The sequence below is a fragment of the Paraburkholderia sp. RL17-373-BIF-A genome, assembly GCF_046030175.1.
Lineage (GTDB): Bacteria > Pseudomonadota > Gammaproteobacteria > Burkholderiales > Burkholderiaceae > Paraburkholderia.
This window is the reverse complement of record NZ_JARESO010000038.1, coordinates 1-14,442: the sequence shown is the minus strand read 5'-3', so window position 1 is coordinate 14,442 and position 14,442 is coordinate 1. Positions and strand designations below refer to the sequence as shown.

Annotated in this window: 18 protein-coding genes; 12 read left to right on the top strand and 6 right to left on the bottom strand. The window is 60.2% G+C overall.

What is annotated here, in order from left to right; genetic code table 11:
- Positions 1-27: 27 nt before the first annotated feature.
- Positions 28-465, bottom strand: a complete 438-nt coding sequence (locus P0D80_RS33675) for an SRPBCC family protein (RefSeq protein WP_408290343.1) — start codon at positions 463-465, stop codon at positions 28-30.
- Position 466: 1 nt separating this feature from the next.
- Entirely contained in the window at positions 467-1,489 is a 1,023-nt protein-coding gene (locus tag P0D80_RS33670; RefSeq protein ID WP_408290341.1) for an aldo/keto reductase, read from the bottom strand.
- 98 nt (positions 1,490-1,587) lie between these two features.
- Here P0D80_RS33670 and P0D80_RS33665 point away from each other — a divergent pair, with 98 nt between their 5' ends.
- The 3 genes from P0D80_RS33665 (at position 1,588) to P0D80_RS33655 (ending at position 4,039) form a co-directional block, all read left to right on the top strand.
- Positions 1,588-2,508: a LysR family transcriptional regulator gene (locus tag P0D80_RS33665; protein WP_408290339.1), complete on the top strand. Its 921-nt coding sequence runs from the start codon at positions 1,588-1,590 to the stop codon at positions 2,506-2,508.
- A gap of 359 nt (positions 2,509-2,867) precedes the next feature.
- Positions 2,868-3,362: a phasin family protein gene (locus P0D80_RS33660; protein WP_132379438.1), complete on the top strand. Its 495-nt coding sequence runs from the start codon at positions 2,868-2,870 to the stop codon at positions 3,360-3,362.
- Between the two features lie 155 nt (positions 3,363-3,517).
- Positions 3,518-4,039 (top strand): hypothetical protein, encoded by a 522-nt coding sequence (locus P0D80_RS33655; RefSeq protein ID WP_408290337.1) that lies wholly within the window; start codon positions 3,518-3,520, stop codon positions 4,037-4,039.
- Positions 4,040-4,292: 253 nt separating this feature from the next.
- Here P0D80_RS33655 and P0D80_RS33650 read toward each other — a convergent pair whose 3' ends face one another.
- On the bottom strand, positions 4,293-4,544 hold the full coding sequence (locus P0D80_RS33650) for a hypothetical protein (RefSeq protein WP_132378434.1): 252 nt from the start codon (positions 4,542-4,544) through the stop codon (positions 4,293-4,295).
- A gap of 664 nt (positions 4,545-5,208) precedes the next feature.
- Here P0D80_RS33650 and P0D80_RS33645 point away from each other — a divergent pair.
- Positions 5,209-5,535: an H-NS family nucleoid-associated regulatory protein gene (locus tag P0D80_RS33645; RefSeq protein ID WP_132378436.1), complete on the top strand. Its 327-nt coding sequence runs from the start codon at positions 5,209-5,211 to the stop codon at positions 5,533-5,535.
- Positions 5,536-5,781: 246 nt separating this feature from the next.
- Here the strand turns inward: P0D80_RS33645 and P0D80_RS33640 are convergent, their stop codons facing one another.
- Entirely contained in the window at positions 5,782-6,312 is a 531-nt protein-coding gene (locus P0D80_RS33640; RefSeq protein WP_408290334.1) for a hypothetical protein, read from the bottom strand.
- A 272-nt stretch (positions 6,313-6,584) separates the two neighbouring features.
- Here P0D80_RS33640 and P0D80_RS33635 point away from each other — a divergent pair, with 272 nt between their 5' ends.
- Together P0D80_RS33635 and P0D80_RS33630 are read left to right on the top strand one after the other, a co-directional pair.
- Positions 6,585-7,313, top strand: a complete 729-nt coding sequence (locus P0D80_RS33635; protein WP_408290413.1) for a haloacid dehalogenase type II — start codon at positions 6,585-6,587, stop codon at positions 7,311-7,313.
- A gap of 201 nt (positions 7,314-7,514) precedes the next feature.
- Positions 7,515-7,988: a PRC-barrel domain-containing protein gene (locus tag P0D80_RS33630; protein ID WP_132378442.1), complete on the top strand. Its 474-nt coding sequence runs from the start codon at positions 7,515-7,517 to the stop codon at positions 7,986-7,988.
- 114 nt (positions 7,989-8,102) lie between these two features.
- Here P0D80_RS33630 and P0D80_RS33625 read toward each other — a convergent pair whose 3' ends face one another.
- Positions 8,103-9,065, bottom strand: a complete 963-nt coding sequence (locus P0D80_RS33625; RefSeq protein WP_408290332.1) for a 2-hydroxyacid dehydrogenase — start codon at positions 9,063-9,065, stop codon at positions 8,103-8,105.
- A 70-nt stretch (positions 9,066-9,135) separates the two neighbouring features.
- Between P0D80_RS33625 and P0D80_RS33620 the strand changes: the two genes are divergently transcribed.
- The 6 genes from P0D80_RS33620 (at position 9,136) to P0D80_RS33595 (ending at position 13,870) form a co-directional block, all read left to right on the top strand.
- Complete coding sequence (locus P0D80_RS33620) at positions 9,136-9,372, top strand: hypothetical protein (RefSeq protein WP_408290330.1); 237 nt, start codon at positions 9,136-9,138, stop codon at positions 9,370-9,372.
- A 19-nt stretch (positions 9,373-9,391) separates the two neighbouring features.
- Positions 9,392-10,150 carry an SDR family oxidoreductase gene (locus tag P0D80_RS33615; RefSeq protein WP_408175357.1) on the top strand — a complete coding sequence of 253 codons (759 nt, stop codon included), beginning with the start codon at positions 9,392-9,394 and terminating at the stop codon, positions 10,148-10,150.
- Positions 10,151-10,205: 55 nt separating this feature from the next.
- Positions 10,206-11,522: an MFS transporter gene (locus tag P0D80_RS33610; RefSeq protein ID WP_408175358.1), complete on the top strand. Its 1,317-nt coding sequence runs from the start codon at positions 10,206-10,208 to the stop codon at positions 11,520-11,522.
- A gap of 26 nt (positions 11,523-11,548) precedes the next feature.
- Positions 11,549-11,938 carry a VOC family protein gene (locus P0D80_RS33605; RefSeq protein WP_408175359.1) on the top strand — a complete coding sequence of 130 codons (390 nt, stop codon included), beginning with the start codon at positions 11,549-11,551 and terminating at the stop codon, positions 11,936-11,938.
- Positions 11,939-12,045: 107 nt separating this feature from the next.
- The gene (locus P0D80_RS33600; protein WP_408290326.1) at positions 12,046-13,290 is read left to right on the top strand and encodes a citrate/2-methylcitrate synthase; all 1,245 of its coding nucleotides are present in this window, start codon (positions 12,046-12,048) and stop codon (positions 13,288-13,290) included.
- A 145-nt stretch (positions 13,291-13,435) separates the two neighbouring features.
- Positions 13,436-13,870 carry a YciI family protein gene (locus P0D80_RS33595; protein WP_132378444.1) on the top strand — a complete coding sequence of 145 codons (435 nt, stop codon included), beginning with the start codon at positions 13,436-13,438 and terminating at the stop codon, positions 13,868-13,870.
- 37 nt (positions 13,871-13,907) lie between these two features.
- On the opposite strand, the gene P0D80_RS33590 is transcribed toward P0D80_RS33595, so the two are convergent.
- Complete coding sequence (locus tag P0D80_RS33590) at positions 13,908-14,195, bottom strand: DUF1330 domain-containing protein (RefSeq protein ID WP_132378446.1); 288 nt, start codon at positions 14,193-14,195, stop codon at positions 13,908-13,910.
- Positions 14,196-14,442: the final 247 nt, after the last annotated feature.

The window sequence follows — 14,442 nt, the reverse complement described above, 5'->3', positions numbered from 1 at the left end:
GCAGAGGCCATCTAAAAGATGTCGTGGTTACCGTAGGCGTTCTTTGTCGCCTGACTCAAGCGATTCCTTCAGCGCCATCAGCCCGTCCTCGTAGATGCCGTGAAAAAGCTGGGCGACCTCTTCATCACTGACGCCAACCGGCGAAAAACTTCCGGACCATGTCACCAGTGATGAAGCGCTACCCGCGACTTCCTTCACGCTGATAGTGGCCAGGTAGTCGCTTGCCGGAAACGGTGCTTCCACAATCGAATAGCTGTACGAGCGCGCCTTCTCGTCGAACGCTTCGAGGCGTTCAATGATCACCTGCCCGTCAGCGGTCTTCAGGTGCCGAACCCGCCCGCCTTCACTCAACTCGCTGCCAGGGATGAACGGCAGCCAGTCAGGCAGGGAGTTGAAGCCGCCAATCAGTTGCCAAACGCGGGCGGCGGTTGCCGGTACTTCGAGCGATGCCGACGTATGTGCCATTTCAAGCTCCTGTACGTGTGGATGGCAACGGAGCGTCGGCGGCGACGAGCTGCTGCTCGCGCATCTCCTGCCAGAAAGCGGCAGGGATTTTCTCCGACAAGGCAGCAAAGTCCTCGGCGATGCGCTCAGGCTTGCTGGCGCCAGGAATGACCGCGGCGACGGCAGGATTGGCCAGCGAAAACTGCAGTGCCGCAGCCTTGATGCTCACTTGATGGCATTGCGCGAGGGTCCTGATGCGCTCGACCTTCGCGAGAATTTCCGGCGATGCCTTCTGGTATTCGAAGTGCGTGCCGCCGGCGAGCACCCCAGAGCTGTACGGGCCGCCGACGACAATATCCACATTCTTTTGAGCGGCTGCCGGCATCAGGCGCTGCAGCGCGCGTTCATGGTCAAGCAGCGTGTACCGGCCGGCGAGCAGGAAGCCGTCGGGCTGCGCTTCAGTGAGGTCGAGCGTCAGTTCACACGGCTCCACGCGGTTCACACCCAGCCCCCACGCCTTGATGACACCTTCTTCGCGCAGACGGCTCAGTACGCGGAACGCACCCTTGCGTGCGGTTTCAAACTGCGCGAGCCATTCGTCGCCGTAAAAATCCTGGGCAATATCGTGTATCCAGACAATGTCGAGACGGTCGGTGTTCAGGCGCTTGAGGCTATCTTCTATCGAACGGAGCGTAGCGTCCGCCGTATAGTCGTTGACGAGTTTGTTCGGACGGCCGAACTCGAAAAGCCCTCCTTTCTCGCCGAGGTCGCGCGCAGCGGGCTCTTCGATTTCATCGAGAACAAGCCGCCCCACCTTCGTGCTCAGCACATAGTCGTCACGATTGTGCTTCTGCAGAGCTGCGCCCAGACGGATTTCGGCGAGCCCCGCGCCATAAAACGGCGCCGTGTCGAAGTAGCGCACGCCCTGTTCCCATGCCGCGTCGACGGTCGCCTGTGCTTGCGCCTCGGGGATGTTGCGATACATGTTGCCTAACGGAGCTGTGCCGAAGCCCAGCACGCCTTGCAGCTTCTCTCTGATGCTCATCTCGGACCTCTTGTTCATGAAAGTGAAGCCAGTTTAGGTTGCGGCGGCGAGTCCGTCCAAGACATAATTGGACAATCTTGCGTCCTATGAGGTCTTAAGTGCTGGATATCCGTCAACTTCAATATTTCGTCGCGGTCGCCGAGGAGGAACACGTCGGCCGAGCGGCCGAGCGGCTGCACATCTCGCAGTCGCCGCTTAGCCGTCAAATCGCTCAGTTGGAGGAACGCCTTGGCCTGACGCTCTTCGAGCGTAGCCAGCAGCGCATTCGGCTCACATCCGACGGCCGCACGTTTCTTCAGGAGACACGTGCGCTGCTGACGCATGCGAACCGCCTGGAGTCGCTTGCGCGTCGATTGGGCCGCGGTGATGAGGGAGGGCTGTGCATCGGCTATCTGGAAAACGCGATGCATTCGGGTGTGTTGTCCGACGCCCTTCGCACCTTGCGAAAAGACCGGCCTGCAGTGCATATCGCGCTCTACAACCTGCCGTCATCCGAGCAGTTGGAGGGGCTGCGCCAACGCAGTCTCGATGTCGCGCTGGTCTGCGAGCCGCCGCTCAAGGACGACCCGGAACTCGACTGCGCGCAACTCCTGAGCGACCCGATGCTGCTTGCGGTACCCGATTCGCATCCGCTGGCCACAACGCCGAAGCTCACTCCTGCCGCACTTGGGAAGCTCGACTGGATTGCCGTGCTGCATAAGGAGAACGTGCTCAACCACGACACCTTTGTCGCGGCCTGCGCGCGCGCCGGATTTACGCCGGCTATCTCGATGGAGGCAACGGAGCCTTTGACGGCATTAGGGCTGGTGGCGGCCGGTCTCGGGGCCGCGATGATTCAACGGAGCCTTCGTCATCAGGCCCCCGCGGGCGTCGTGTTACGAGAAGTGCCCTGGTTCACCTATCGCACTCCGTTATGGGCGGCATGGCACAGGATAAATTTGCGCCCGCTCGTCGAGATTTTCAGAATGACTCTGGTCACGAACGTGAGAGCGCTGAGTGAACAGGATTCCGGGCGATAGCGCTTCCTGTCTCTGCAACGTTGACACGGGAGCGCGGCCAGACAGCTACAAGCAATCCACAACCGCCTTTCACGCACGCTACGCGGTCGCGGCGAACCCCGGCAAGAGGCGCCCCGCGACAATCCGCATTCATCTGTCGAAACGTTTTCTGCCCGATAGCAGAACCGGCGTGCGGCAGGGTGGATAGGCAAAAGAGTCACGTCGCAGAATCGCGCGACGAAACTGATTGACTTCCCGGCATTCCCCCGTACAATGGGTTTTGTTGCAGCGCAGCAATTTGCCTTGACACTTTCGGCGCGCGGTTTTGTTTTCACTCAGAGCCCCTCGCACTCTTGCCGCCTTACCCTTACGGAGCAGTGATGAGCACTCTTATTCCCCAACAATTGGTTGCCGCCCAGCAGTCCAGCCTGGAAACCCTTTTTGGCCTGACGAACAAGGCATTTGAAGGCTTCGAAAAGCTGGTCGCGTTGAATTTGCAAGTTGGCAAAGCGACGCTCGCCGAAAATCAGGAAATCGTCGCCAAAGCCCTCTCGGCCGGCAATCCGGGTGCGCTGTTCGCACTGCAAGCAAGCCTCTCGCAGCCGGTGGCGGAAAAGGTGGTCGCATACGGCCGCCAGGTTCATGAAATCGTGTCCGGCGTTCAGAGCGAAATCTCCGCCGCCGCGACAGCGCATGGCCAACAGGTCCAACGAGACGCACAAGGTTTCGTCGAGAGCCTCCAGAAGAACGCGCCGGCAGGAAGCGAATCCGCCGTTGCCGCGTGGAACTCGGTTCTCTCGGCAGCGAACGCGACCTATGAATCGGCCAACAAGGCAGCCAAGCAGTTCGTGTCGACGGTGTCTGCCGTTCAGTAAGACTGCTCGTCTCTCTGAGACTTTTTGCGTCTACAAATGCGAACTTCGGTTCGCATTTCTTCTTCTGGAACCGGATGTATTGAGAAGCGTCGAACCAAGACGTCGCGCCGAGACAAAGCACTTCAAGCAAGGACGAAATGAACCGACACACTGCAATGGACGACCGATTTGATCGACGAGAACTGCTGCTTCACCTGGGCGACATTCTCGCCGCTTTGAACTGTTTGTCCGGCACGAATGAACCGGACGCGTCGGTGGCGCATCTTGTGCAGAAACATGCTTCATTGCGGGACTTCGCGTTCCTTACGGCCTTGGCGCCGAAAATGACGGTGGCCGAATTCAGCACACGCGCCGCCCGCTCGTTTTTCCCGTGGCCAACGGAATTGCTCGAGGCAGAACTGAACCGTGACGCATTGGCGTCAACCGTTCAGCAGAACCTTTTTGACGGCAACCCCGACGGCTGGAACGCGTATATCGGCTACGTCCAGAAGAAAGTAAAGTGGTTCGGCACCGGACTTTCGAATAGTAATAAAGATGCTCTGGCTGAACCGTCGCACGATGCCGCCAATGCGGTGGGTTCGGTCGAGGCTCCGGTTATGGCCGTGCCGGCCGCGGAAGCAGAGGTGCCCAACGAGAAGAGAGGTTGGCCCTGGCCCGAACCGAGATCGACGTCGTGACGCGGCCAGTTCGTGGCCAATACTTTCAGATCAAGATTCCCGAGCATACAAACTCGGGTTGCAAAGTCCATTCGGCTCGCTCCTGAAGCCTGCCGACGCATCGTCCATCCAAAGAAAGATCTCGCCTACCAGGACACGCCCGTTCCTTGAAGGATGAAGGGGACCCGGCCAGCCCGACCAAGGCCGCCGGTCCCTTTCCCGACGCGAGCAAACAGTACCGTCAGGTGGTGACTCGCGCGCCGTCAGTTAGTTTTTAGCTGCCCCCGAAAAAGACGTTGCATTGGGGGTCCACCCTGCACGGCCTGGCATGTTTCGCACCGCTTTGGACTCTGGTATCAGGCGTGCCGCCATAGGCCTCCATCCCCGCACCGGGCGAAGAATCAGTCTGAGTCGCGACGTTCTGCTGTGGTGCAGGTTGTGCCGCATCGGGTGTGTTTTGCGCATGCGCAAAACCGACCATGGCAAGCAACCCGAAAGCAGAAGCAACCATCAATCGTAATTTCATGTTGGCTCCTTAATCCAGTTTAAGTTTTCCATCCATTGATTCGTTATTCGCGTGTCCCGCGGTTTAAATCCATCCAGGATGTGCGGATGCGAAGCTATCTTCGAATCCGCGGGCCAATCGCCCGATGCAAAAGTTTCGGGTAATCGGGAAAAGGATACGAAGCGCAGTGCGCCGAGCGAAGGTCTGTGGGCGCAAGAAGGCGTGCGAACAGGCAACGTCAATGGATTTCATGGACCCATCGACACCTAATAGTCGCCCCTGCAAATAAGTTATAGGGCGCAGAAAGTCGAAACGAAAGCGAATGTTTAAACCGATGCCCGCGCACAACGCGGAAACGGCTTTTCGTGGCGGATTAAGAAAGGAGACCGCTTCGTTGGAGAGCGGCAAGCGCTTCAGCGGCAATCCCTGCTTGCAGTCGTTAGGATGCCAGACGCACGCGACATGTCAGCACTGTGGTTGCGCAAAATAAGACCGGTGCCTGTCATCAAGGGTCGTGAAAGTTTTGCCACTCTGCCTGCAACAGTGTTTTCAGAAATCGCACATCGACGCCACATTTCCTCGACGGGATACTTGCCACATCCGAATTGTCTGGTAGCGGGGCGCGTCGGCGAGGCAAGACGACACGAGACCGATGCGAGGCTGGAACATCGAAGGGGAAACCGACATGGATGAGCAAAAACGCCAAAGCATGATTGCATACCTGCGTCGCAAGATGACGAAGGTTGGTATCAAGGTGGGTGACCTCGCGGCGGCAATTGCCGAAGACAGGGCGCGGCAAAAGTCGGCACGATACCGTAGCGCTTTCGGCGACACCTGGGATGGCAAAGGCGAGATGCCGCAGTGGTTGAAGCAAGCCACGAGTGCTGGGCAGTCATTGGCGCACTTTGCCGTTGAAAAAACGTCGACTTCGGCTAGCCGTTTACGTCCTGCCATTGACTGGAGTCGGGACCCGTTCGCCGGCACGAGGCTGGCCACAGTTCGGCCGTCGTAAGCTGATATCTAGTTGCTGTGCCACGCGCGCTGTTCGACCACGTGACCTCGTAGTCAAAGGGCTGTCGCGGCCGAGTCAGCTTACCAAGCGTATTAACTCATGCCGCTTCGACAAAGCAGACGATCGTTCAGTTGGGCAGTTCTCCCTTTAGTCGGCTGCCGTCGGGCGCCGGCGACGTGCGTCCAGTTCAGCCACCGGTTCAAGCTGTCGCAGACGTGTCGAACACGGATGCGTCGCTCCTGGCGTTCAATGCGAATGTCCGTGGCCTCCGCCACCGCCCCAGTAGCGGCCGCCGCCCATACCTTGCCCGTGGTATCCGTGGCCACCCCAGCTGCCATGACCGCCCCAACCGCCTCGATATCCGTGCCCCCAGTAGCCGTGGTGGCCCCAGTAGCCATATCGGCCGCCTCCATAACAGCAACCGCCCCAATAGCCGAAGCTCAGTGACACCGATGGTCCCCACCACGCGGGCGAGCCGTAGTACGGATACGGATACGGATACGGGTACGCGACCGGGTAATACGCAGGCGCGACGAAGACGGGCACGGCTGGTGCGGCATAGGTATTCGTCGATGCAATCGCATCCGACGTAACCGCGCCAGTTGCCGCTGCGTCGGCCACCGAGAACGGATATTGCTGCTGGTCGGCCGGCGCCGGCACAGTGCCGTACGGAACGTAGCCATAGGGCACGTAATAGTAGCAACCGGACAAGGCTGCGGACAGGACCGCCAACGCAACGGCGCCGCCCGCGCGCGACGTTGCATCCAGCGTTTTCATGACGTGCTCCAAGGTCTGACGCGACGCAGCACGCTGCGTCACGCCTTTAATACAGTCAGCTTACTCCAGAATACGGGATGCCTCTGCGCCTCAGGGTTCAAGGAGACCACGCATCGGATCCGGGGCGGTGGGCCCCGTCGCGAAGGGTCGGCGATTCACCAGTAGTCGCGGCGGACGGGACCCACGCTGGGCGAACGATGTTCGCTCCTCGATTCATGAGCGCGTCTATCCGGTTAGACTTGTTTCACCTCAACGCTCGAAAGGTCCACGACATGCCGAATAGCTCGGAAATCAAGGCTCTTCTGTTCGACGTCTTCGGGACGGTTGTCGATTGGAGAAGTGGTGTCGCTCGCGATGCCGGTCAGTTTCTCAGCCGCCATGCCGTGCCGATTGACGCATTTGAGTTTGCGGACGCGTGGCGACGCCAATACGCGCCCGCAATGGAGGAGATACGGAGCGGGCGGCGTCAGTTCGTCCGGCTTGACGTATTGCACAGGGAAAACCTGGTCAAAGTCATGACCGACTATGGCGTCGACGTCCGTTCAATTTCCACCGAAGAACTCGATGAACTGAATCACGCCTGGCATCGCCTCGACCCGTGGCCTGATTCCGTCGAAGGGTTGCTGAGACTCAAGCGCCGCTTCATGATCGCCCCGCTCTCGAACGGAAACATCAGGCTGATGATGGATATGGCGAAACGGGCCGCGCTTCCGTGGGACGCCATTCTCGGAGCTGAAGTCGTTCGGGCGTACAAGCCGTCGCCACAGGTCTACGTCGACACCGTCGAAATCCTTGGTTTGAAGCCTGCGGAAGTTTGCATGGTTGCAGCTCATAACGGCGACCTGGCGGCGGCACGTCAGTGTGGCTTGAAGACGGCCTTCGTCGTGCGGCCAGTCGAACACGGTCCCGGCCAACGGAGCGACCTGCATGCCGAACAGACCTGGGACTTCGTAGCAGCGGATATGAACGACCTGGCTACGAAGCTCGGCTGCCCCACGTAGCACTTCGGATGCCCGCGATGGCATCGTCCTCCTCTTCGCATCCAAAACTCCGGTCCTGAAGCTCGTCGCCAATATTGATAACCGAGCCGCGCGACCATTGCGCTCGCGCCTTGAGGGACAGGTTGGGGTCATTCTGCGGCCGACGGCTCGGGAACACCGCTTGCGCGCATCTGGAGTACCTTTTTTTGAAGGAGGTGAATCATGGGCTCAATCAACCCGCAAGGTGACACCCGGCGCGGCGCCGACATCGTCGGCAGTGGTATGGGCGAGGGTCCGGGGCCGGACATCATGGCCGCAGCGACGCTCGACGGGAACAAGGTCATGTCCTCTGATGGCGAACACGTTGGAAAAATTTCAGACATCATGCTCGACGTCAGGAACGGACGCATTGCCTACGCAGTACTTTCCGAGGGCGGCTTCCTCGGAATGGGCTCTAACCTACATGCCATCCCGTGGAGTGCATTGACTCTCGATACGGACGAGAAGTGCTTCGTCGTCGACATCTCCGCACAGCGCCTGAAGGACGAGCCGGGTTTCGACAAGGACCACTGGCCGTCGATGGCAGACGCGAAGTGGGGAGAGTCGACGTACAGCTACTACAATCGCCAGCCGTACTGGGCCGCGACCCATGAAGTGGTGGAAAACGATCCTGCCATCAGACCGAGCGAGCACTGAACAACACCAACGGGTAAGCCGTGCCAGGCAGACGGCTAATCTGTCGCTCTAGCTGGCGCTTACGCCACCGCGTCTCACTGCGGTGCGCGTAAGCGCATCGAATAAGCATCGACGTCAGACCGGATTCAACGCAGGCCGCTCATCCAGCACAGCGGCGACATTGTCGAGTGCCGTGAAACCCATCTGGTCACGGGTCTCGATCGTGGCGCTGGCCATATGGGGCGTCAGGAACACGTTGTCGAGTCCCGCGAACCGCCTGTCGATATTGGGCTCGTTCCGGTACACGTCCAACCCTGCACCGAACAGATGCCCCGAAGTCAGCGCTTCGTAGAGCGCGTCTTCGTCCACCAGTCCGCCACGGGCCGCGTTGACAAAAACCGCGCCGGTGGGCAGAAGCCCAAACTCTTTTTTCGTCATCAACGGGACGCCGCCACCCGGCACGTGCAGCGTCAGCACCTGGCAGTGCGGCAACATTTCCTCGAGGCTGGTGTAAAACGTCGCGCCGTTTTCCAGCGACGCAGCCGCACGGTTGATGTCCGTATAGATCACGCGCATGCCGAAACCCTGCGCACGCTTCGCGACCGCGCGTCCGATACGCCCGAAGCCGACGATGCCGAGCGTCTTGCCATTCACACGCGCACCCAGCATCTCGGTCATCCCGAATGATTTGCCCCATCCGTTGCGCATGATTCGTTCGTATTCCGACGCGCGGCGGCAGGCCGCCAGCACGAGCAGCATGGAAAAATCGGCCGTGCATTCGGTCAACGCGTCGGGTGCGTTCGTGACGATGATGCCCCTCTCGCGCGCGGCAGCCACGTCCATGTGATCGAAGCCCGCGCTGGCGTTCGCAATGATCTTGACTGTCGAAGGCAGCGCGGCAATGTGCTCTGCTTGCAAACCGGACTTCTTTCCGATCAGCACAGCCGGCGTTTCGTGTTTCTTGCAAAAGTCGACGACAGACCACGCATCCATATCGGAATCGGTCACGAAGGCATGGAATTCGGCCTCCGCACGATTCGCCACGGCTGCGGGAACCTTTCGCGCAATCAACAGCCTGGTGCGGTTATTTTCCGGCATGGTTTTTCCTTGGAGTAGACAGACGTCGAGAGACTACGAAACCGCGGACCGGACCGTCAATGTTGATTGGATGAATCAACTCATCGGCAACCGCATCGGCAACGATCGCCCCCTTTATTCGTCCCGGCGCATCTCGCGCGTTGCGATTCGCTTTCTTCCATGCCTGATCCGTCGCGCTGCGGGCAACGCGCGCATCAGGAAAACCCTGGTGCGCGCCCCATCGGCAAGGCGCCCAGATGTTGATTCAGTGAATCAAGATTGCTCGACGCATGGCGCGAATGCAAATCTCCTTCCCGTGTTCAACTGAACTGTCGAGAGGAAGTGAAATGCCTGCATCGAAGAAATTTGCCGCCGTGACCGGCGCCGGCTCCGGCATCGGCCGCGCCGCCGCCGTGGCGCTTGCCAACGCGGGATTCGCCGTCGCGCTGATCGGACGCAGAGCCGAGCCGCTGCTGGAAACGAAGGAGACAATCGGCATTGCCGGCGGAGAAGCGCAGGTATTCCAAGCCGACGTTGCCGACGCAGCATCGGTCGAGCAGGCGTTTTCGCACATTGCCGAGGCATTCGGCCGGCTCGACGTGCTCTTCAACAACGCAGGCCGCAACGCGGGTGCCGTCCCGTTGGAAGACTACGAGACCGATTTCTGGAACGATGTCGTGGCCACCAATCTGACCGGCGTCTTTCTGTGCGCTCGTGCCGCTTATCGCTTGATGAAAGCGCAGTCTCCTCAAGGCGGACGAATCATCAACAACGGATCGATCTCCGCTCACTCGCCGAGGCCGAATACCATCGCCTATACGGCAACAAAACATGCCGTGACCGGCATCACCAAATCGATCGCGCTGGACGGACGTGCATTCAACATCGCCTGCGGCCAGATCGATATCGGCAACGCAGCCACACCGCTCACGGAACGCATGAACCGCGGCGTACTGCAAGCGGACGGACGCATGGCGCCCGAAGCAAGAATGGATGTGACGCACGTCGCGAATGCGGTCGTGCATATGGCCAGTCTTCCGCTCGAAGCCAATGTTCTTAACATGACCATCATGGCGACCGCCATGCCGTTCGTCGGCCGCGGATAGATCGGCCTTACGCCAAACATAAAAAGAACAACCGGCCAATGCTAGGGAGACACCGATGAAAGTCGTAGAGGAACAAACATTGCCGGCGCGAAATGCGGCTTATGCGGATACCGCCAAACGCTCCAGGGTCCGGTACGTCGTGCTCTCGATGTTGCTCGTGGCGACCATCCTCAATTACGTGGACCGGTCGGCGCTGGGCATCGTTGCACCGGGCCTCTCGAAGGGCCTGGCGCTCAACAAGATGCAGATGGGAGAGCTGTTTGCGGCATTCGGCCTGGCCTATTCCATTGCGCTCGTGCCCGGCGGCGTGCTGACCGACATTCTCGGCTCGCGCCTTGCCTATGCCCTGTCTCTCGTCGGCTGGTCATTCGCCACGCTGACGCAAGGTCTCGCGACCGGCTATCACATGCTGCTCGGATCGCGGCTCGCAATCGGCGCGCTGGAGGCGCCGGCTTTCCCTTCGAACGCGCGCGCCGTGACGTTGTGGTTTCCCGCCGGGGAGCGTGGCTTCGCAACCAGCGTCTATGTCATGGGGCAATACATTGGGACGCCCTTGTTTACCGGCTTGTTGCTGTGGATCTCCGCCGCGTACGGTTGGCGTACGGTCTTTTACGTCACGGGCGGCTTCGGCATTCTGTTCAGTCTTCTCTGGTACCGGGTTTATCGCGACCCGCTTCAACACTCGCGCGTGAATGCGGCCGAACTGAAATACATCAATGAAGGCGCCACGGCGGCGCGCAAGCCCCGCGAGAAGTTCGATTGGCGCATGGCGCTCAAACTGCTCAGCTATCGGCAAGTTCTCGCCATTTGCCTCGGGAAGTTCTGCAACAACACCCTGCTGGTCTTCTTCACCACGTGGTTCATGACCTATCTGATCGAAGCGCGTCACATGTCGATGATCAAAGTCGGGATCTTCCAGGCGCTTCCTTTTATCGGCGCGACGCTCGGCATTCTCGTGGCCGGCTTCCTCTCGGACTTCTTCATCCGCCGCGGAGTGTCGCTGTCCACTGCGCGCAAGGCGCCGCTCATCATCGGCACCTTGTTGGGCGCGTCGATTGTGTTCGTCAATTTCGTCGAGTCGAACGAATTGGTGATCGCCATCCTGACTATCGCGTTCTTCGCGCAGGGTGTCGGCTCGATGTCGTGGGCTGCCGTTTCCGAAATCGCGCCTCGCCAGTACGTGGGACTGACCAGCAGCATCACCAGCCTGGCGGCCAACATCGCGGCCGTCACCACGCCGCTCATGATCGGCTACATCACCCAGCACACCGGCCACTTCTATTGGGCCCTCAACCTGATGGGCGCGATATGCCTGCTCGGCACGCTCTCCTACTCGGTGTTGCTGGGGAAGCTTTCCCGCATCGAACTGTGACGCTTTTGACTATCCGGTGAAATCGTATGATTGAATTCAAGTGGGATCATCTGCAACTGTGCTCGGCCGACGCCGAAGCCACCGCCGCGTGGTTTGCGCGCTGCCTGAACGCTGAAATCGTGCGCCGCCCGGGGCGAGTGGATTTGCGCATCGGCAGCATCAACCTCTTCATCACATCACTGGCTAGCGCCCAGATCGCTCGCCCTCACAGCGAGCGGAAACAGGGCATCGATCATTTCGGCGTGATCGTGGACGATCTCGATGCCGCGTTCGAGCATCTGTTGCGCTGCGACGCGGAAATCGTCGAGCCGATCAAGCAGGTCCGCCCCGGCGTCAGAGCCTGCTTCGTGCGATCGCCGGGAGACATTCTCGTCGAGATCCTGGAGCGACGCCCCGCCGAGATGACTTTTACCTGAAAAAACGTCAATATTGACGCTCGACCGGTTGCGCTCGCCTGCACGGCGCGATCCGCATCGCAAGGGCTCTGCTGCCCGTTCCACCGCCTCACCTTGCCTGCCATCCCATGCGAAACTGGATCACTCTGACTGAAGCGGCTCGACAACTCGGAGTGCAAGCGCAGACTATCTATGCGTACGTCAGTCGAGGCAACATCGCGGTCATGCCGGACCCGCATGACCCGCGCAAGAGCCTCTATCGTGCGGAAGACGTGGCCGGCCTGTGCCGCAAAAAACAGGTTGGACGCAAACGCGAGGCGCTCGCCGCCGGGACCATATTCGGCGCCGAGCCTTGCATTTACAGCGGCATCACCACCTTCTCAAAAGGTCGAGCGTATTACCGGGGGCGGGATAGCATCCGGCTTTCGGACACGGCGACGCTCGAAGACGTGGCGGCCATTCTCTGGAATGCGCGCGCGCCCGTCTCCTTCGAAACCGGCGGCCTGCCGCTGCAGGGCGGCGAGCGCGGCCGGCAATGCGCGTTCACTTCGCTGGCGGCACTCGCGGCCTGCGGGCACTCGACTCTCGGACGCACCGACAGCGCATTGCATGTCGAGGCCGGCCGGCTCGTGGCGCTCATCGCGCAAGCGTTCGGTGCGCGCTGTGATGCGAATGCACCAACGACGCATGAACGGCTCGCCCTCGGTTGGGGCCAGGACCGCGACGGCGCCGAACTCATCCGTCGCGCCATGGTCCTCGTGGCCGACCACGAGACGACGAGTTCGGCGTTTGCCGCCAGAATTACCGCCTCCACCGGCGCATCCCTGCCGGGATGCCTGCTCACGGGGCTCGCGACTCTCTCCGGTCCGCTGCATGGCGATGCGTCAGGACGCGTGAGGGCCGTGTTCGACGACGTAGGAAGACTGGGTGCGGAGCACGTCGTCGTCCATCATTTGCAGTCGGCCACTCCCATTCCGGGGTTCGGGCATCATCTCTATCCGGACGGTGATGCGCGGGCCGCCGCGTTGCTCGAGGTGTTGAATCCGCCGCAAGAACTCACGTCGTTCATCAACAAGGTGGTCGAGCTGACCGGCCTCAAGCCGAATATCGACATTGCGCTGGCCGCCTTGGCGGCGCAGCTGAAATTGCCACGCGATGCGTCGTTCGCGCTGTTCGCAACGGCCCGAAGCGTGGGTTTGCTCGCGCATTGCATCGAGCAGCTCCGGGTGGGCAAAGTCATACGGCCACGCGGCCGCTATACCGGGCGCGCACTGGAAGACGCCAGCCCCGCTCTGCCCGCGGAAGGCGGCGAGAAGACGCTCGATCCAGCCACGCTCGACAAGAATCGGGTGTTCAAGGTGGTTGAGCGCTGAGGAGTCATACAGCCCGATCTCCGCTGAAACGGAAAACTTTCGACGCCATCTGTCGATTTTGCGCGCACTCGTTCGTCGTAGTGTTGAAGGCGCCGAATGCCTTCCGACATAAACCGGGACTCATCGTTTGGACAGGAGAAACGAAATGCGCGTCATGGTCATGGTCAAAGCGACCGCCGAATCCGAAGCAGGTCAAATGCCCAGCACGGAACTCATCGCGGCGATGGGCCGATATAACGAAGAACTGGTCAAGGCCGGGATCATGCTCGGCGGCGACGGACTCAAACCGAGTTCGAAGGGCGTGCGCGTGAGATTTTCCGGCAAGGACCGGACCGTCGTCGACGGCCCGTTTGCCGAAACCAAGGAGCTGATCGCGGGCTACTGGATCTGGCAGGTGCAATCAATGGACGAAGCGATCGAATGGGTACGTCGCTGCCCGAACCCGATGCCAAGCGAGTCGGAAATCGAAATTCGCCCGTTCTTCGAGGCCGCGGACTTTGGCGAGGCGTTCACGCCCGAGCTTCAGGAAAACGAAGAGCGCCTGCGCCAGCAAATTGAATCCAATCAAGGCAAAAAATAAGGAAACACTCCGCGCGCCCGATCGTTGCCGCCTTCCGTCACACGCCTTCGACGAGGACGGCGCGGTAACGCGCGCCCTTGAACCGGTGCTGCACGACCTCCTGATAGGCCGGGCTGTCGTACCACGCACGCGCGGCCGCCGTCGACGGAAATTCAGCGATTACGACGCCCTCTGGCGCGTCGCCCTCAAGAACCTGCTGAGGTCCGTATGCGGCGAGAAGCTTGACGGGATGACCCTTGAAGGTCTCGCCCACCTTGCTTTGATAGATGTCGAGCTCACTCTGATCCTGCGTGCTTTCTTTCGTGAAGACGATATAAGTCGCCATAAGGTACGCTCCTGAGGTGATGTGAAGATGCGCACGATGATCCCTTGCGAGCGTATTGGACCTCGATACGCAGCGTCGGCGCATAGTCGAACCGTTCTTGCATCCTCCATTCTAACGCCGCGATCGCTATCCCACTGTCGTAGCATGAATCGCCTTGACGACCTCATCGGTGAAGCGGATGTCGGCCACTTCGATGTCTGCGGACAAGCGCACGGTAATCTCCTGCAAGAGCCAACCGTTGCCGTCT